Genomic DNA, 19,206 nt, shown 5'->3' with positions numbered 1-19,206 from the left:
GCTGTGGCTAAGAAAGTACAAAAAAGTCAAATAGAGGAGATTGTTGAGCAACTTCTTGAAAAAGGCCGTAAGAGCGGTGTGTTGACACAATCCGAGATTTCAGATGCTCTTCATGAGCAGACGGAAATTACTGCGGAACAATTAGATGATATTTATACGACTTTGGGTAAACTGAATGTTGAGATTGTGGCAGATATTGATGCAGATGATACAGATAGTCATACAATTGAAACAGATGAAGATGAAGACGAAGTTTCTAGTGAGAAGAAAATTTCTATCGATTTAAGTGTTGATTCTGGTGTTAATATCGATGACCCTGTACGAATGTACCTAAAAGAAATTGGTCGCGTACCATTGCTTTCAGCTGATGAAGAAATCGTATTAGCTAAGCAAATCGAAGCTGGTGCACAAGAGGATGCTACATATAAAGATATTCAACTTAGTAAAAAGGCTAAGAAAAAATTGGTAGATGCTAACTTGCGATTAGTTGTAAGTATCGCGAAACGTTATGTAGGTCGTGGTATGTTGTTCTTGGATCTAATCCAAGAAGGTAACCTAGGTCTGATTAAAGCGGTAGATAAATTCGATTATACTAAAGGTTATAAATTTTCTACGTATGCTACATGGTGGATTCGTCAAGCAATTACGCGTGCTATTGCAGACCAAGCTCGTACGATTCGTATTCCTGTACATATGGTAGAAACAATTAATAAATTGATTCGTATTTCTAGACAATTGTTGCAAGACAAGGGTCGTGAGCCTTTGCCAGAAGAAATTGCTGAAGGTATGGGAATTACTGTAGAGCGGGTGCGTGAAATTCAGAAAATCGCCCAAGAGCCAGTATCCTTGGAAACTCCGATTGGTGAAGAGGAAGATTCCCATTTAGGGGACTTCATCGAGGACCAAGATGCAATTGCTCCAGACGATGCAGCTAGCTACATTTTATTGCAAGAGCAGATTGAAGATGTATTTACATGCTTGACTGATCGTGAGCAACAAGTATTGATTTTACGTTTTGGTTTGAAGGATGGTAAGCCTCGCACATTGGAAGAAGTTGGTCAACATTTCAATGTTACAAGAGAACGTATTCGTCAGATTGAAGGTAAAGCGCTTACTAAATTGCGCAACCGCGGTAAACGTGATAAAATCAAAGACTTCTTATAAGAGTTTGAATCTCTTAAGGGTTGTAATGCAGTGTCGTATAGCACTGTATTACAACCCTTTTGTGTTATAATGAAAAATGGTAATATCTTACAATAAAAAGCATTTTATGATAAGACTTACGTGTTAGACAAGGTTTTCATGTAATAGCGATAAGTTTTATGTAATAGATAGGAGATATAATGTTTACAGTTACTAAACGGTTAGAGGTGAGTGCATCTCATCAATTAAAACTAGATTATCCGAGTAAATGTCAAAATCTTCATGGGCATAATTGGATTATTACAGTTCATGCACGTTCTAAAGAGTTAGATCATAATGGGATGGTCATCGACTTTACGATTGTTAAAGAAAAAATTCATGGTCGATTGGACCATCGCCATATCAACGATGTACTAGGCGATATAAATCCTACTGCGGAGAATATGGCAAAATGGATCGCTGATGAATTGGGCTCAAAATGCTTTAAAGTAGAGGTTCAAGAATCTGAAGGGAACACAGCTATTTATGAACGTGATTGAGATTTTTGCCTCTATTGATGGGGAAGGTAGTCGGCAAGGTTTGCTGACTACATTTTTACGCCTTCATGATTGCAATATTCGCTGTTCCTATTGCGACACGACTTATAGTTACGGCATTGATAGTGTTTTCACAGAGATGACTGTAGCTGAGGTGGCTGATGTTATTGAAAGCTTAGGTAATCATCGCATTACTATTACTGGTGGGGAGCCTCTATTACAAGAAGGCGCTGTTGTAAAGTTAATTGATGAATTAAATTGTCGGAAGGCTTTAAAGATACAAAATAGTCCATCAAATCAAAGTGAGTTAACTTGTATTAATGATGTAGATAAAGATTTAGATACATTTGATAAACGAGAGAGGCCTAATAATAGTCCTTATGATTTCAATATTGAAACAAATGGAACGATTGTACCGAGCTTTCAGAGAGAAAATGTGTGGTTTACCTACGATTATAAAACACCGTCCTCTTTAGCCGAAGAGTCTATGAATATAGATATATTCAAGGTGGCTACAGAACGTGATTTGATTAAGTTTGTCGTTGGTTCTCCAGAAGATTTGGATTGTATGCGTCGCATAATTAGTAAATATCCTACAGTGGCTCAAATATATGTATCGCCTGTATGGGGACAGATTGAGGCGGCATCGATTATCAATTATATGAAAACATATAATTTGCAGAATGTACGATTTCAACTACAAATCCATAAATTTGTCTGGGATCCAGATGCAAAGGGTGTATAGTATTATTAGGCTGTGTAGTATCAGTATCTTTTCTATGGTATGATATGAGGTCTGATGAAATCTTGATATAAAGGGGTAAATATGGATACAAAAAAAATAGAATCGCTTATATATCAGTTGTTAGAAGCATTAGGTGAGGATCCTAATCGGGACGGTTTGTTAGAAACACCGAAACGGGTGGCTCAAATGATGGAAGAGGTATATGAAGGTATTCAGTATACAAATGCTGAGATTGCAGACATGTATGGTAAGACCTTCGCTGTAGATACAAATCAAATGGTAGTAGTAAAGGATATTACTTGCTTCTCTCATTGTGAACATCATATGGCATTGATGTATGATATGAGTATCAGTATTGGGTACATTCCAAAAGGTCGTGTCATAGGTTTATCTAAGATTCCCCGCATAGCTGAAATGTGCTGCAAGCGTTTACAACTACAAGAAAAAATTGGTGAAGATATTGCGGAAGTAATTTCCTTAGCGACAGGGTCTGATGATGTTATTGTGCACATTACATCGTCTCACAGCTGCATGAGTGCACGAGGTATTAAATCTACAGATAGCCAAACGACTACACTAACTACTAAAGGCGTATTTAACGAAGATCATATGATTCACCGTTTTATGCTAATGAAACAGTCTTAAGATTTGAGTTGCCTTGACTAAATGATAGTCTATTCGGTATAATTAATAAGCTAGAAACTAACTGAGGGCCTATAGCTCAGGGGTAGAGCAACCGGCTCATAACCGGTCGGTCCCTGGTTCGAACCCAGGTGGGCCCACCATTATGTTGATATCTACCGTCCTTGAGATTTCAAGGACGGTTATTTTTATATGTAGCTCATTTTGAGGTAACATAATAGAGATTATTTCAGAATAGTATTGTGTTTAGAGCTATATAAACGAGAACAAATAAGTAAGAAAATAATCAAGAATTAGTAATTAAGAATAAATGATTAGTAATAGTAGAGGAAGTTATGGAACCTAGACCTATGATGGACCGCCTAGAAGCGGTATTCTCAATCGTACCTAAGGCTCATGCCATTGCCGATATCGGTACCGATCACGGCTATTTAGCGGTAGAGCTCATCAATCGTCAACGCGCTGAATATGTCATTGCCGGTGATGTGCATAAAGGCCCATTAGAATCTGCAAGAGCATATGTTGAGTCTTGTGGATTAGCCGCTAAAGTAGATTGTCGTTTAGGCGATGGTCTTAAGGTGACAGAAAAGGGCGAGTTGAACGGTGCTATTTGTTGTGGTATGGGTGGCTTCTTAATGCGAGATATTGTAGATGCAGGCCCAGAACCATTAGAGTTCTATGTACTACAACCACAGAATGGACAAAAAGAATTGCGTCAATACATGGTTCAGAAGAGATATGTTATCGTTTTAGAAATCATTGTAGAAGATGCTGGTAAGCTCTATACAGCGTTTTTAGCAGTACGCAATGATTGTGTAGAAGCTTATACAGGTATGACTGAATATATAGATGTTTATCAAGCGTTACCGGAAGATTCCTTGTTGTGGTCTGTAGGGGCTTTATTGGAACAAGATAGACCACCACTTTGGATGAAATATATAGAGTATTTAATATATCAACGACAATGTGCATTAGATGATATGACAGAGAAATTAAGTTATACTGATAAATATCAGGATTTAGAGCAGGAAGTTAATTTTCTTCGTAATCTTTTAGAGAATAAATAGAAAGAAGTGAGTTGTATGATAACAGTTCAACAAGTTATTACCTTGATGGAACAATTAGCACCGCGTTCTTATGCAGAGTCTTGGGATAATGTAGGACTCATGGTGGGCGATCGGAATGCAGTTGTTACAGGTGTTGTGACTACGTTAGACGTAACAGAAGAGACACTAGAATATGCTATTGAACAGAATTGTAATCTAATTATTAGTCATCACCCATTGATCTTTAAAGGATTAAAACAGATATCATGTGATACTGCTCAAGGGCGTACGATCAATAAGCTGATTCAACATAAAATTGCCGTATACAGTGCACATACAAATCTTGATATTGCACCAGGCGGTCTCAATGATATGTTGGCGAAACAATTGGGCCTCACAGATATTAAGGGCTTTATTAAAACTGGTGAAGAGGTGCTCTATAAGGTGACCACCTTTGTACCTGAAAGCTCGGCTGATGCGGTTCGTATGGCGATGGGTGATGCAGGGGCAGGCCGAATTGGTAATTATGAGTATTGTAGTTTCAGTATCCATGGTGAAGGGCGCTTTGTTGGTAATGAAGATTCTCATCCTGTCATTGGGTCAGCTGGTGCTTTGACAGTGGCTCCTGAGGTACAAGTAAATGCTATAGTCGATGGTACGCATTTAAGCGAAGTCGTAGCGGCTATGAAATCAGCTCATCCGTATGAAGAGGTGGCTTATGAGGTTTTAAATATAGTTGAGCCTACTAGTTCAACTCAATATCTAGGCCGGGTAGGTCGCTTGCCTAATGCATTAAACTTAGATTCTTTCCGTGAATGGGTACAAGAGGCGTTGCCTGATGCTAACATTCGTTTTGCTGGTATTGTGCCGAAAGCGATTCAATCCATTGCTCTATGCTCCGGAGCAGGTGCAGAATTTATTAAGGATGCTGCCCGATTACATATAGATGCCTATATTACAGGCGATGTGAAGTATCATGAGGCGCAAATGGCTAAGGAGTTGGGCTTACTCGTAGTTGATGCGGGGCATTTTGGAACTGAGTCTATAGTGGCACATGGTTTACGTGACTATTTAATCTCTGCAGGGCTTGCTGTTCCTGTGAAAGCTTTCACAGAACAAAATGATTTCTTCTTTGTGTAATGATGCATTTTCTTGCAACAAATTGTTAGCTATGATAAACTGAATTGAAGCAAGTATGAAAGACGGTTGCGAGTCTATAAGACTCGAGGAAAGTCCGAGCTCCATAGGGCAGGATGCCAGATAACGTCTGGCGAGGGTAACCTTAGGGAAAGTGCCATAGAAAAGGAAACCGCCACGTAAGTGGTAAGGGTGGAAAGGTGAGGTAAGAGCTCACCAGCAGTCTGGTAACAGGCTGGCTCGGTAAACCCCATCCGGAGCAAGACCGAATAGGGAAGGGTTAAGGGTGGTCCCGCCTACCTTCCGGGTTGTGTCGCTCGAGCGTGCAGGCGACTGTACGCCTAGAAAGATAATCGTCACCGCGCAAGCGGAACAGAACTCGGCTTATTGATTGCTTGCTTCTATATTTAACATATAATTGATAGTATATAAGATTGTAGATCTTTGTTAGGAGAACTTCATGGCAATTACAGCAATTACTAGTGTACAAGAATTTGATGAGAAAGTGCTTGGCGCTAAAGGTTTAGCTATTGTTGATTTTTGGGCTGGTTGGTGCGAACCATGCACTGTTATGCGCCCAGAGATTGAAGACGTAGCAGAGCGTTTAAAAGGTCAAGTAGAATTCTTTAGTGTTAATGCAGAAGATAAAAATCTTCGCGGTATTTTGTTAAAAGAAGATGTTGATGGTATTCCATCCTTAGTATTCTTCCGCGATGGCAAAATGCTCGATTCCCTTGTGGGCTATAAAAAAGCAGATATGCTTGAGTCTCTAATAAAGGAAGTTATCTGATTAATTAATAACTAGGAATTCTTAGGAAATGAATAACATGAGGCTGTATATAAGGAAAGTTAATTTCTTATATACAGCTTTTTTGTTAAATTTCATAGTTTTCAAAAATGTTAAGTGATATAATAAAATAGTAAAAATATGATTGTCATCATGTTGGTTGAACTTCTTCAAAGTGATAGAGGACGCTAATAAAATGATTTCCGTCATAAACGTTGTAGTTTATTAAGTAATATAATTATATTGCGCAAAGTTGTTGTAAGGAGGCTATATTCCATGAAGAATCGTATAAATAGTTTGTGGACACTCTTCCAAGAACGCCGTTTGAGTCGACGAACATTTATGAAATCCTGTGTAGCACTCACTGCTATTTTAGGACTACCTCCAACGATGTTAGACACCGTTGTTAAGGCTGCCGAAACAACTGAATTACCTACAGTGATTTGGTTGCATGGTCATGAATGTACTGGTTGTAGTGAATCTTTTATCCGTTCATCTTCTCCCTTTACTTCTGATGTTATTTTAAATATGATCTCTTTAGAATATGATGATACTTTGGCGGCAGCGTCTGGTGCACCATTAGAGGAACATTTAGAAAAAATCATCAAAGAAAAAGCCGGTAAATATATCTTGGCTGTTGAAGGTGGCGTACCACTTGATGAAGATGGTGTTTATTGCACAGTAGGTGGACGTACATTTAAAGAATCCCTATTAGAAGCTGCTAAAGGAGCTGCAGCAATCATAGAATATGGTTCTTGTGCTTCTTGGGGCGGTATACAGGCGGCAAAACCAAATCCAACAAATACAGTTTCTGTATCTTCCGTTGTATCTGGCAAGCCAATTATTAAGGTCCCTGGTTGTCCTCCAATTCCAGAGGTTATGACTGGCGTAATCATGCACTATGCATTATTCGGTCAAATTCCACCTCTTGATTCTCAAGGCCGTCCTAAACAATTTTATGGCAATCGCATTCACGACACATGCTACCGTCGTGCCTTCTTTGACTCTGGACTCTTTGTTGAAAAATTCGACGATGATGCATCCAAATCTGGTTGGTGCTTGTATAAGGTAGGTTGTCGTGGGCCTCAAACATATAATTCTTGCGGTAATCTGCGTTGGTGGAATGGTTTATCCTATCCAATTCAATCCGGTCACGGCTGTATTGGTTGCTCTGAAAAGGGCTTTTGGGATAATGATGTGTTCTACAAACGATTACCAGATATTCCATTGGCTAATACCATCACAACTGCTGATACAATCGGTACAGTAGTTGCCGTTGGTGCCACTGCAGCGGTTATCGTTCATGGTGCAGCAACTCTTACGCGTAATAAAATTCTTGATATGAAAGAAGAAAAACGCTTAAAAGAACAAGGCTTATGGGATGAAAAGAAACATAATAATGGAGGAGGTCACTAATGAAACGCGTAGTAGTAGATCCGATTTCCCGTATTGAAGGTCATTTACGGGTTGAAATAAAAGTTGATGAAGCGAGTGGTAAAGTAGAGGACGCATTGTCTTCTGGTACTGCTTGGCGCGGTATCGAACTTGTTGCTAAAGATCGCGATCCTCGTGACCTTTGGGCGTTCGTACAACGGATTTGTGGTGTATGTACTACAACACATGCGTTGGCAGCATTACGTGCGGTAGAGGATGCAATTGGAATTACAATTCCTAAAAATGCAAACTATATACGTAATATCATGCATAGTAGTCTAGATGTGCATGATCATATCGTGCATTTCTATCACTTACATGCGCTTGATTGGGTTAGTCCGGTAGCAGCTCTTAGTGCAGATCCTGCTAAAACCGCTCAATTACAAAATGATGTATTAGCTACATATAATGTGAGCGGTTTAGCACCTGCGGAAACGGCATCAAAAGACTCTGCCTATCCTAAAGAGTTTCCTAAGGCTACTACAGCATACTTTACGGCTGTACAACAAAAGGTTAAGAAAATAGTTGAATCAGGCCAATTGGGGATTTTCTCCGCTCAATGGTGGGATCATCCTGATTATAACTTGTTACCTCCAGAAGTTCATTTGATGGCCGTATCTCATTATTTGAACATTCTTGATCGTCAACGGGATATTGTAATTCCTCATGTTGTATTTGGTGGCAAAAACCCTCATCCTCATTACATCGTAGGTGGCATGCCATGCTCTATTTCTATGAATGATATGAATGCCCCTATTAATACGCAACGCCTTGCTGCTGTAGAGCAATCTATTGCATTGACTAAAGACTTAGTTGATAATTTCTACGTGCCAGATCTATTAGCTATCGGTAAAATATATGTAGAAAAAGGTATGATCGATGGTGGTGGCCTTGCGAAGAAACGCGTTATGTCCTATGGCGATTATCCTGATGATACGTACACCGGTATTTCTAATGGTGACTATCATAAGAAATGTATTGTTCGTTCCAATGGTGTTGTTGAGAACTTTGCATTAGGTGTAGATAAAGCAACATTCATCCCATTAGAAGGTAAAGATTTCATGGATCCTCAATACCTTAGTGAAGAGGTTGATCATTCCTGGTTTACATATCCAGATGGAACAAAAACACTTCATCCTATTGAAGGTGTTACTGATCCTAAATTTACAGGTCCTAAATCTGGTACAAAAGAAAAATGGGAATTCCTTGATGAAGATAAAAAATATTCTTGGATTAAATCTCCAACTTTCAAAGGGAAAACTGCAGAGGTTGGTCCATTAGCAAAATATATTGTTGTGTATACAAAGGTAAAACAAGGCATAATCAAAGACCCAACTTGGGCTGAATCTATGATTGTTCGTCAAATTGATACAGTATCACAAGTATTGGGTGTACCAGCTCATGTATGGATGACTACTATGGTAGGACGTACGGCATGTCGTGGCCTTGATGCACAAGTAGCGGCAAATATTAGCCAATACTTCTTTAACAAACTTGTATCTAATATTAAAAATGGTGATACTACAGTAGCGGATATGACTAAGTTTGAACCAAATACATGGGATAAAGATGCTAAAGGTGTTGGTCTTGTAGATGCGCCTCGTGGTGGTTTGGGGCACTGGATACATATTAAAGATGGACGCTCTGCAAACTATCAATGTATCGTACCATCTACATGGAATGCATGCCCTAAAACTGCAGCTAATGAACATGGTGCCTATGAAGATTCCATGATTGATACACATGTAAAAATTGCGGATAAACCACTTGAAATTTTGAAGGTAATTCACTCCTTTGATCCATGCCTGGCATGTGCAACCCATTTATACAATAAAAAAGGCGAAAAAATTGTTTCCGTCAATACAGATGCATTGTGTAAATAAAGGGTGGTGGACTTATGTTAATACATACTGACAAAAAGGCGTATGTCGTATTTAGTCTATGGCTGCGCATATTCCACTGGACTATGGTGCTAAGCGTAACTGCATTATTTTGGACAGGTCTATATATCGGTGATCCCGGATTTGCAGCTATCACAGGTAATCCAGAGCCAACTTTTGCTATTGATGGCTGGTTCTCTATGGAAACTATGCGTCGTATCCATTTCACTGCAGGGGTTATCTTAACATTCTCCTTTATTTTCCGATTTGCAGGAGCTCTTTGGAATCGAGGAGATAGATTATTACCTAAATTCCGCCAAAAACGGTATTGGTACGGTCTTAAAGAAACAACATTGCACTATTTAATGATTCCTCAAAAACATGAACATCATTGGCTTCGTAATTCTTTAGCTAGAACTGCGTATATGATGGTATACATTATGTTTTTCTTTGAAATCTTAACGGGTTTTGCAATGTATTCTATGATTGACCCTAATGGTGTTTTAGGAACTTTATTTGCACCAGTAGTCACATTATTTGGTGGTGAATATAAAGTTCATGTTATCCATCACTACATTGCGTGGGGATTCTTGTTCTTTACTATTGTTCACGTGTATATGGCATTCCGAGAAGATGTTATGGAGGAATCCGGCGAAGTATCGGCTATGGTTTCCGGTATGAAATATTACGCTCATGATCCAATTGATATTGAAGACCTCAATGGTAAACGTCGTCGTGGGGAACGTATTGATAAACCATCTGGTACTACATATCGTCCAAGTGATCCTAATGATCCTAGAGAAAGAGAATTACAAGAAAATGACTAAAACAAGTACTGATATTATTAGTGGCTTGGAACAATACGCGGACTCAAAGGGTCCGCGTATTGATTTAAACAGCCTTTATGATGATGGAGACAATGAAATTATCCTACTTGGAGTCGGCAATATTTTGCTTACCGATGAGGGATTAGGTGTTCATGTAGTAAAAGAATTGAAAGAATCTTTCACATTTACGCCTGCGATTTCCATTATTGACGGTGGCACTATGGGAATGGAATTACTTACGTATATGCGTGGTATGAAGAAAATCCTTCTTGTAGACGCTATTAATGGCGGAGATGCTCCAGGAACTATATATGAATTTCCTCATAAGGAATTAGAACAATATTTTACGGAACATATTTCTGTACATGAAGTAGGAATGCAAGATATTTTACGTATCCGTGCTATTCAAGAGGATCCATTAGAAGATGCAGTGGTTATCGGTGTAGAGCCGGAATCATTGGAAATTGGTTTTGAACCTAGCGAGCCGGTACAATGCGCCTTGCCTGAGGTTAAGAAGCGTGTTTTGAATGTACTACGAGAATGGGGCGTAGTAGCTGAGCCTAAAGCACAAAGTGAAAATTTCATATAGTATATAGATAGCTTATAGAATGTAAAGATAGTCTCTGTATAGGAGTATTTATGATTGAAAATTATGGTAATGTTCGCGCCGTTTTAAATGAGTTGCGTTTGGCTCTAAAGAATTTGCGTGAAACTGGTGAGACATATTCGATTTATATTGAAAAAACGGGTTTAACAGAGGAAGAACAAGTTGAAGTATTAGAAACACTTGGACGCGGTCATATTACGATTAACTTTAATGAAACTGATCAACCTGTAGAATGGTATGAATCACAATTTTCTGGAATCTGGATTGGGACTTATAAAAATGGTCGTGATGACTCAATTTTACATACCGTAGAGGTCGCTAAGTATCCAGTTGTAGCTGGTGCTTATATAGAGGATATGGAACTGGCGGAGGAAGATTTACAATCTTGGATTGATGCTGCTGGATTATAGTAAAGGAGACCCTTAACGGGTCTCCTTTTTTATGAAAAATAGATGAAAATAGATATTTCCGGTAAATTTGTGATAAAAATACATACAAATTTTTGATTAATAGTTAATAAAGTAAGAAATAATCATATTTATTTCCATATTATTAAAATAAATATTTTTTATAAATCGTTTTATTAATTAGTTTTACAAATGAATTGATATTATATTAATTTGCTATAGTTATATAAAAGATAAATGAAGTGTTTTGTTGGTGTTTTATAGAGAAATGGCTTATTTACTGGCTTTATAAACATTATTAGGCTTATTGTTAACCTTTAGCATTTGCCTTAATTTACTAATTAACATAAAATATGTGAGTAAAATACTTTGGAGGATTTATGTTACTTTCTATTGTAGTGCCTGTATATAACGAAGAGGAAAATATAGCGAACTTTTATAAAGCTGTAACTGATGTTATGTCAGGTCTCACATATGATTATGAACTAATCTTCGTGGATGATGGATCTAGTGATTCGTCAGCTATGATACTGCGTGAAATTGCATTCAATGACAAACATGTTAAAGTGTTATTGCTGGCTCGTAACTTTGGGCATCAAACGGCACTTACATGTGGGCTTGATTATGCTCATGGCGATGCAGTCATTACAATGGACGGTGATATGCAGCATCCACCAGCATTGATTCCTGAACTAGTTCGATTATGGGAATCAGGGTATGATGTGGTGCGTACCATACGCGATTCAACTGATGACGCTAGTTGGGCTAAATCTTTCACGTCTAAGTATTATTACAAACTAATGAACAAAATGGCCGATGTTCCTATTGTTGAAGGCGGGTCCGATTTCCGCCTCATGAATAGTAAAGCATTGGGCACGTTGAAACGATTCAGAGAACATGGTCGATTTTTACGTGGTATTGTCGGCGCCTTAGGGTACAGACAAGCAGAGTTGCACTTTGTGGCACCACCTCGATTTGCAGGTGTCTCAAAGTTTAGTGTGCGTAAAATGATTCGATTTGCTCTGGATGGTGTAACCGCTTTTTCAAGGGTGCCTTTACGGGCCGCCTTGTATGTAGGTGTACTTTGTGGTGGAATGAGCTTTTTGCTCATTTTACATCTTTTGTATGTATATCTTACAGGACAAGCTTTGAATGGGTGGACAACCTTGGGCGTATCAATCTTGTTTATTGGTGGAATTCAACTCGTCGGACTGGGAATTATTGGCGAGTATGTAGGTCGTATTTTTGAAGAGGTGAAGCAACGGCCTTTGTATTGGGTTAAGTCAGCTATAAATTTTGAAGAGCATGAAGAGGCTCCGTTACTCGGACCAAGTAGTGCAGATGTTTTTATGGCACCAGAGGCTTATACCAACAAGAGCAAAGAAGACTAGCTGTATTTGTGAATGCAAATAAATAGACGGTTAGTATATTTTGAATAAATAACTTACTTTAAAAGTTTTTTGGAAAGGAAGCATATGAAGTCAAAATATAGTAAGGTTAAAATAACGGCATTAACATTAACTTTTGTGTGTGCCACAACAGCCATGGTTGGCGCAACAACATTACAATATGGTGATAAGGGCAAAAGTGTTACAGCGGTTCAACAACAACTAATTAAACACGGCTATAATGCTACAGATAAAAATGGTGTATATGGTAAGGAAACGAAGTGGGCAGTTCGTTTGTTCCAACAAGATCGTGGCCTTCCAGTGGATGGTATCGTAGGCCCTGCTACGTATAACGCATTGATGGGTGCTCCTCGTTCTACGAAGGCAGTATTGACTCAAAATGCAGCGACTAAAGCAGTAGCAACGAAATCCGCTTTTACAAACAGCAACGCGACATCCCGTCGTATCGCTGGTCAATCCATTAATGGCAAGAACGTTAAATTAAACAATATTACGAAAAATGAAACACCTAGCAGTATTCACGCAATCTTGGCAGAAGCTGACAAATACCGCGGTGTACCATATGTATTTGGCGGTACTACTCCAAGTGGCTTTGACTGCTCTGGTTATGTTAAATATGTATTTGAAAAACAAGGTATTTCCTTACCACGTTTGGCAGATGAACAGTATAACGTAGGTGTTGAAGTTTCTCGTGCGAACTTGAAAGCAGGGGATTTGGTATTCTTCGAAACATATGAACCAGGTCCATCTCACTCCGGTATTTATATTGGCGATGGCAAGTTCATTAGCGCCACTTCCAGTCGTGGTGTTGCAGTAGCAGATCTTGATACTGGCTATTGGGGTGAACGTTACATCGGCGCAAAACGCGTTGTACGCTAATTTAATAACTAGCTATAAAAGAGGCTATACGAATCAATTTTGTTTTGTTGATTTGTATAACCTCTTTTTATGTTTATTATTTACGATTTAACTAGCATTGACTAAATTTGACCTTTACTTTTATTGTAAAAAATATGGATTAAAATTTATATCTTTCACGGTCTGATTGGATTGGTGTGAAAGTGCGTGAATTCCGCATAATCTCAATGTTTTTGATAGATTTTATATCGTTTTTGAGTTATAATGAAGAGTAAATAATTTTAGGAGGAATATACACATGAAGGGTAATGAACTGCGTCAAGCATACTTGCAGTTTTTTGAAAGTAAAGGACATTTAAAATTAGATAGTTTTTCTCTTATACCAGAAAATGATCCGTCTTTGTTATTGATCGGGGCAGGTATGGCGCCATTGAAGCCTTTCTTTACAGGTAAATTGGTACCTCCTTGTCGTCGTATTACAACATGCCAAAAAAGTATGCGTACCGGTGACCTTGAAAACGTAGGGCGCACAGCACGGCATCATACATTCTTTGAAATGTTGGGGAATTTCTCTTTCGGGGACTACTTTAAAAAAGAAGCTATTCATTGGGCGTGGGAGTTTTTAACTGAGGTTATTAAACTCGATAAAAATAGATTATATGTTACTGTATATCCAGATGACCAAGAGGCATATGATACATGGCATAATGATTGTGGTGTAGAAGAGAGCCATATCACGCGTCTCGAAGATAACTTCTGGGAAATTGGCGAAGGCCCATGTGGTCCAGATAGCGAAATCTTTTTTGATCAAGGTCCTGAACATGGTTGTGATGACCCTAATTGTGCGCCAGGCTGTGATTGCGATCGCTATCTTGAAATTTGGAACTTAGTGTTTACTCAATTCAATAAAATGCCAGATGGATCTTATGAACCATTACAACATAAAAACATCGATACAGGCGCCGGTCTTGAACGATTGGCTTCCGTATTACAAGGCTGTAAAACAAACTTTGAAACCGATTTGATTTTCCCAATCATCGAAGCCACTGCAAAACGCGCTGGTGTTACATATAACGAAGATCCAAATACAGATGTTTCTTTAAAAGTTATCGCTGACCACGCTCGTGCTGTCACTGCATTGATCTCCGATGGCGTATTGCCATCCAACGAAGGTCGCGGCTACGTATTGCGTCGTATTTTACGCCGTGCTGTACGTCATGGCCGTTTACTTGGTATTGAAGGTATCTTCTTAACACCACTTATTGATGTAGTCGTAGACATTCTTGGCCCTGGTATTACATCTATTGCTGAGAAACAAGACTTCGTTAAACGCGTGGTTCAAAACGAAGAAGAACGCTTTAACCAAACCTTGGAACAAGGTCTTGAGTTATTAAACTCCTTAATCGATACATTAGCCGCTGAAAAGGCAACTGTAGTTCCTGGTTCTGAAGTATTCAAACTATATGATACCTATGGATTCCCTTGGGAATTAACAGAGGAAATCGCTTCTGAACGTGGTTTTACAATCGACCATGAAGGCTTTGAAGCTGCTATGAAAGAACAACGCGAACGCGCTCGTGAAGCTCGTGTAAAAGAAGATGCAAAGGTAGCAACACCAGACATTACATTCTTGAAAGATGAAGAACTTGTTGAAGATGAAGCAGAAACTGCATCCTCCGTATTAATGCTTGGTAAAGGTTCTGAACGCTTGCAAACAGCAGCTGATGGCGATGAAATTACTGTTATCGTACGCACTACTCCATTCCATGCTGAAGGGGGCGGTCAATTAGGTGATACAGGTTTTATCGTGGGCCCAATGGGTAAGGTAGAGGTTCATAATACAAAACGTTTACCTGAAGGCACTGTATATCATATCGGTACTGTTATAGAAGGTTCTATCTCTGAAGGTGATGATGTCACTCTTGAAGTGGATACAAATCGTCGCGCAGCAATGGCCCGCAACCATACAGCAACCCACTTGTTACATGCAGCATTGAAAAAGGTTCTTGGCGAGCATGTTAATCAAGCTGGTTCTCTAGTAACTCCTGATTACTTGCGTTTCGACTTCACCCATTTCTCTCCTGTAACGCAAGAGGAACTTGATCAAATCGAAGCTCTTGTAAACGAAGAAATTTTAAAAGCTACGGACCTAGCTATTGCTGAAATGTCCATGGATGAAGCAAAAGCAAAAGGTGCTATGGCACTCTTTGGAGATAAATATGGCGATGTGGTTCGCGTTGTTGAGGTCCCAGGATTCTCCGTTGAATTGTGTGGTGGGTCCCACGTAGGAAATACCGCATTCATTGGCTCTTTCCGCTTAACTTCAGAAGCCGGTATCGGTTCTGGTGTACGTCGTATCGAAGCGATTACTGGTCGTGCAGCTCTTGAGGCAGCAAAACAAGATCGTTTGACTATTGAACGCATGGCAAGCGAGCTTAAAACTAAATCCCCTCAAATAGAAGAACGCTTACACCAAGTATTGACGGAAGCTAAAGAAACAGTGAAAGAATTAGAACAAATTCGTAAAGAAGTTTCTGCTGCTGGTGCAGCTGATATCATTGCTGGTAAAGTCATGGTAGGTGATGTAGAGTTTGTTGGCGCAGCTGTAAAAGCATCCTCCATTGATGAATTACGCGACTTAGCTGATATGGGCCTTGATAAATTAAATGGCTCTGGTGTGGTTCTTGTAGGCGCTGCTATGGGCGATGATAAGGTAAACTTTGTATGTAAAGTATCTAAAGATGTCGTTGCTAAAGGTGCAAAAGCAGGTAATATTGTTAAAGCAGCAGCTCAAGTAGCTGGAGGTAATGGCGGTGGCCGTCCAGATATGGCACAAGCAGGTGGTAAAGAGCCAGCTAAATTAATGGAAGCATTAAAAGCTGGTGGTGAAGCCTTAAAATCTATGTTACAATAGGCATATAATTTTATAATTATACTTGTATCTGTTATAGAAATTTTTCATAATGCATAAAAAGTTACTGACTTTGTAGCTTTAATTCAAGTATAATAGTAGGTGAGATTCCACTTTTATGGTGAAATCTGCCGATGTAATAAAAAGGAGGGATACGATGAACGTTTCAGATGAAACCATGTTATTCCGTAAAGTAGACGATGAACCGATGACTGCTGAAGAGGTGCTTACGCGTGTTTATCAATCTATTCAAGAAAAAGGTTACAATCCAATTAATCAAATCTTAGGGTATCTAATCTCTGGAGACCCTGCGTACATAACAAGTTATAATAATGCGCGTTCCGATATCCGTCGTTTAGAGCGTGATGACTTGATTGAAGAATTGTTGAAAGAATACGCAAAGGCTAAACAACTATAATGAGAATTATGTCATTAGATGTAGGCAGCCGTACTATTGGTATTGCCTGTAGCGATGCACTGCTCATGACAGCACAAGGTATTGAAACCATTCGTAGAACATCTCTAGAAAAAGACTTTAATCGCTTACAAGAACTCATTTCTGAATATGAAGTACATGAACTTGTGGTAGGTATGCCGAAAAATATGAATGGTACAAAAGGTGAACGGGCTGAAAAGACTGAAGAATTCGTTGCAAAGATGAAGGAAGTCATCGATTTACCTGTTACATATTGGGATGAGCGGTTATCTACTGTTATGGCTGAACGTCAACTCATTGCGGCTGACGTGAGCCGTAAAAAGCGTAAATCCGTTATCGATAAAATGGCAGCGGTTGTAATTTTGCAAGGATATTTAGATCGCTTGCAGTTTAATAAATAAGTATTTTCTTTAAGGAGGGTTTCCAATGGTTGACCAAAATTTTGAAGGTGAAGTGTATTATTTGGAATTCGAAGACGAACATGGTAATAAACAATACTTCACAGAAGATGTTATCTTGAGTCATGAAGGTCAAGAGTATGCCGTTCTTGTGCATGTACAAGATGAAGATGCTGATCATGAAGGTCAAGATGACACATACATGATCTTGGCTCGCATCGAAACAAACGAAGAAGGCGTAGAAGAATACGTACCTTTGGATGAAGAAGATGAAAACTTTGAAACTCTAGTAAAACTGTATGAAGACATGGATGAAGACGAATAATCGTCTTTAGCATAAATTTAGCGTGTTGTCAGTGGACAATGCGCTATTTTTATTTTGTTATATATTATCATTATTGTAAAAAGCAGAGACTTCATTCATGCTAAGAGCATAATAAATAAAATTAATATATTGCATAAAATGGAATAAGCGGAATCATTGCCCTTTTATATAGGGGAAATATAGAGTTTATGGTATAATGAATTGATATACTGTTATGTTACAGAAAGGAACTCAACAACGTGAGAAAAGCCTTAAGATATATTTTGATCCTAGTTATTGTAGGTATATTAATTATTGGTGGAGGCCTTGGTGCATTGTACTTTGTACCGAATACCTTTGCTCAAGATGATGGAACACAAGTAGTCGTTATTGAAAAAGGTCAAACGGGTACTGAAATTGCAGATATGCTTTTTGAAAGAGGACTTATTCGCTCAACTCAAGGCTTTAAGCTCTGGTTATACTTGAGCGGTACCAATGATAAGCTTCAAACTGGACATTATCAAATACCTAATAAAGTAACTGTGCGCGAACTCATTTCTTTGTTACAAGAAGGTCATGTAGAATCTATTCGTGTTACAATTCCAGAAGGATATACAGTTGGTGATATTGCTATCGTTCTTGAAAAGAATCAAATTATGAAGGCGAAGGACTTCTTAGCTGAAGCTAAGACCTATGTACCATACCCATACATGAAAGGCACAAAACCTGCTACATATCCTGTAGAAGGCTTCTTGTTCCCAAGTACGTATGAAATCCCCGTAGGTGCTACGCCTCGTGATGTTATTCAAATGATGGCTGACGAAATGAATCGTTACCTTACCCCAGCTGTGAAGAAACAAATTCAAGCTCAACATATGAGTATCCATGATTTTGTAACCTTGGCGTCTATCGTTGAACGAGAGTCTTTATTTGATGCAGACCGCCCAACTATTGCAGGGGTATTCAAAAAGCGTCTAGCTCATGGTATTCCATTGCAATCTGATGCGACTATTTCCTATGTACTTGGTTATGCAAAGGAAAATGTAACGATTGGGGATACACAATTGCAAAGCCCATATAATACATATGTATCTAAAGGTTTACCACCAGGTCCAATTTCAAATCCTGGTAAAAAAGCTCTAGATGCAGTTTTACATTCTGAAAATACAGATTATTTATACTTCGTAGCAGATAAAGAGGGGCATAATCACTTCTCTAAATCATACGAAGAACATTTAGCAGCGGTTAATAAAATTTATGGTGCTGACACAGTAAAAAATTCTTCTGCTAATACTGAAGTAGCTGCACAAGCTGGTCCTAACTATGACGTAGCAGTAGCGACTACAGAGCCTAATTATAATTATAGTTCTGCAGAAGCGGTGGAAGCAGATTCTCAATATGTTGACGTAGAACCTAGTTATAAATACACACCAACTACAGTTCCAGCAGCTGAGATTCCAGATCCTGTACCAGGTTCAACACAAAATCAATCATCGACGCAAGTCACGCCGTCTGCTCCATCCTATGGAAATAATGCAAATAACAATACGTATGTACCAACGACGACACCTGTACCTGAATCGATGCAGAATGTTATTCCTAATGCACAACAAGTACCACAAATTCAGGTAGAACCTGCAAATCCTGCTGAACGCTCTACGTTGGTAGTTCCTAGTGGTACTAACAATAGATAATGTAG

19 protein-coding genes, 1 tRNA gene and 1 other RNA gene are annotated in these 19,206 nt (G+C 38.9%); all 21 read left to right on the top strand.

All coding sequences use genetic code 11. The annotated features are described in order from the left end of the window. Positions 1 to 3: 3 nt before the first annotated feature. The 21 genes from rpoD to mltG all read left to right on the top strand — a co-directional run bounded on the left by rpoD (position 4) and on the right by mltG (position 19,201). Positions 4 to 1,164, top strand: coding sequence for an RNA polymerase sigma factor RpoD (gene rpoD / locus HMPREF0873_RS03010; RefSeq protein ID WP_004696398.1), 1,161 nt, complete (start codon positions 4 to 6; stop codon positions 1,162 to 1,164). A gap of 179 nt (positions 1,165 to 1,343) precedes the next feature. Then, the gene (queD, locus tag HMPREF0873_RS03005) at positions 1,344 to 1,682 is read left to right on the top strand and encodes a 6-carboxytetrahydropterin synthase QueD (protein ID WP_008714254.1); all 339 of its coding nucleotides are present in this window, start codon (positions 1,344 to 1,346) and stop codon (positions 1,680 to 1,682) included. Continuing rightward, positions 1,669 to 2,424 (top strand): radical SAM protein, encoded by a 756-nt coding sequence (locus HMPREF0873_RS03000; protein WP_038125468.1) that lies wholly within the window; start codon positions 1,669 to 1,671, stop codon positions 2,422 to 2,424. Before queD ends, HMPREF0873_RS03000 begins: the two co-directional genes overlap by 14 nt. An 81-nt stretch (positions 2,425 to 2,505) precedes the next feature. Next, the gene (folE, locus tag HMPREF0873_RS02995; RefSeq protein ID WP_004696390.1) at positions 2,506 to 3,069 is read left to right on the top strand and encodes a GTP cyclohydrolase I FolE; all 564 of its coding nucleotides are present in this window, start codon (positions 2,506 to 2,508) and stop codon (positions 3,067 to 3,069) included. A gap of 65 nt (positions 3,070 to 3,134) precedes the next feature. Next, positions 3,135 to 3,209 (top strand) — tRNA-Ile (locus HMPREF0873_RS02990). Between the two features lie 192 nt (positions 3,210 to 3,401). Then, complete coding sequence (locus tag HMPREF0873_RS02985) at positions 3,402 to 4,133, top strand: class I SAM-dependent methyltransferase (protein WP_008714252.1); 732 nt, start codon at positions 3,402 to 3,404, stop codon at positions 4,131 to 4,133. Positions 4,134 to 4,148: 15 nt separating this feature from the next. Then, positions 4,149 to 5,252, top strand: coding sequence for a Nif3-like dinuclear metal center hexameric protein (locus HMPREF0873_RS02980; protein WP_021148326.1), 1,104 nt, complete (start codon positions 4,149 to 4,151; stop codon positions 5,250 to 5,252). A gap of 49 nt (positions 5,253 to 5,301) precedes the next feature. Then, an RNA gene (rnpB, locus tag HMPREF0873_RS09805) (RNase P RNA component class A) lies at positions 5,302 to 5,652 on the top strand. A 57-nt stretch (positions 5,653 to 5,709) separates the two neighbouring features. Beyond that, the gene (locus tag HMPREF0873_RS02975) at positions 5,710 to 6,039 is read left to right on the top strand and encodes a co-chaperone YbbN (protein WP_004698670.1); all 330 of its coding nucleotides are present in this window, start codon (positions 5,710 to 5,712) and stop codon (positions 6,037 to 6,039) included. A 273-nt stretch (positions 6,040 to 6,312) separates the two neighbouring features. Beyond that, positions 6,313 to 7,452, top strand: coding sequence for a hydrogenase small subunit (locus HMPREF0873_RS02970; protein ID WP_038125465.1), 1,140 nt, complete (start codon positions 6,313 to 6,315; stop codon positions 7,450 to 7,452). Beyond that, positions 7,452 to 9,353: a nickel-dependent hydrogenase large subunit gene (locus HMPREF0873_RS02965; RefSeq protein ID WP_004698603.1), complete on the top strand. Its 1,902-nt coding sequence runs from the start codon at positions 7,452 to 7,454 to the stop codon at positions 9,351 to 9,353. The genes HMPREF0873_RS02970 and HMPREF0873_RS02965 overlap by 1 nt, the downstream gene beginning before the upstream one ends. Before the next feature lie 14 nt (positions 9,354 to 9,367). Beyond that, positions 9,368 to 10,177, top strand: a complete 810-nt coding sequence (cybH, locus tag HMPREF0873_RS02960) for a Ni/Fe-hydrogenase, b-type cytochrome subunit (protein WP_038125462.1) — start codon at positions 9,368 to 9,370, stop codon at positions 10,175 to 10,177. Next, positions 10,170 to 10,766: a HyaD/HybD family hydrogenase maturation endopeptidase gene (locus HMPREF0873_RS02955; protein ID WP_038125459.1), complete on the top strand. Its 597-nt coding sequence runs from the start codon at positions 10,170 to 10,172 to the stop codon at positions 10,764 to 10,766. The genes cybH and HMPREF0873_RS02955 overlap by 8 nt, the downstream gene beginning before the upstream one ends. Positions 10,767 to 10,816: 50 nt before the next feature. Next, a complete protein-coding gene (locus HMPREF0873_RS02950; protein ID WP_008714244.1) occupies positions 10,817 to 11,194 on the top strand; it encodes a hydrogenase expression/formation C-terminal domain-containing protein in 378 nt (125 codons plus the stop codon). 377 nt (positions 11,195 to 11,571) lie between these two features. Then, on the top strand, positions 11,572 to 12,582 hold the full coding sequence (locus HMPREF0873_RS02945) for a glycosyltransferase family 2 protein (RefSeq protein ID WP_004696372.1): 1,011 nt from the start codon (positions 11,572 to 11,574) through the stop codon (positions 12,580 to 12,582). 84 nt (positions 12,583 to 12,666) lie between these two features. Beyond that, the gene (locus HMPREF0873_RS02940) at positions 12,667 to 13,479 is read left to right on the top strand and encodes a C40 family peptidase (RefSeq protein ID WP_008714242.1); all 813 of its coding nucleotides are present in this window, start codon (positions 12,667 to 12,669) and stop codon (positions 13,477 to 13,479) included. Positions 13,480 to 13,756: 277 nt separating this feature from the next. Beyond that, positions 13,757 to 16,372 (top strand): alanine--tRNA ligase, encoded by a 2,616-nt coding sequence (alaS, locus tag HMPREF0873_RS02935; protein ID WP_008714240.1) that lies wholly within the window; start codon positions 13,757 to 13,759, stop codon positions 16,370 to 16,372. 154 nt (positions 16,373 to 16,526) lie between these two features. Continuing rightward, positions 16,527 to 16,787 carry an IreB family regulatory phosphoprotein gene (locus HMPREF0873_RS02930; RefSeq protein WP_004696366.1) on the top strand — a complete coding sequence of 87 codons (261 nt, stop codon included), beginning with the start codon at positions 16,527 to 16,529 and terminating at the stop codon, positions 16,785 to 16,787. Further along, positions 16,787 to 17,206, top strand: coding sequence for a Holliday junction resolvase RuvX (gene ruvX / locus HMPREF0873_RS02925; protein ID WP_004696363.1), 420 nt, complete (start codon positions 16,787 to 16,789; stop codon positions 17,204 to 17,206). Before HMPREF0873_RS02930 ends, ruvX begins: the two co-directional genes overlap by 1 nt. Positions 17,207 to 17,231: 25 nt before the next feature. Beyond that, positions 17,232 to 17,528, top strand: a complete 297-nt coding sequence (locus tag HMPREF0873_RS02920; RefSeq protein WP_008601328.1) for a DUF1292 domain-containing protein — start codon at positions 17,232 to 17,234, stop codon at positions 17,526 to 17,528. 239 nt (positions 17,529 to 17,767) lie between these two features. Next, positions 17,768 to 19,201, top strand: a complete 1,434-nt coding sequence (gene mltG, locus HMPREF0873_RS02915) for an endolytic transglycosylase MltG (RefSeq protein WP_038125456.1) — start codon at positions 17,768 to 17,770, stop codon at positions 19,199 to 19,201. The last annotated feature ends 5 nt before the right edge of the window (positions 19,202 to 19,206 follow it).

It is taken from the genome of Veillonella sp. 3_1_44, assembly GCF_000163715.1.
Lineage (GTDB): Bacteria > Bacillota > Negativicutes > Veillonellales > Veillonellaceae > Veillonella > Veillonella parvula_A.
The sequence above is the reverse complement of the archived record's forward strand: the minus strand, read 5'-3'. Positions and strand labels throughout refer to the sequence as shown.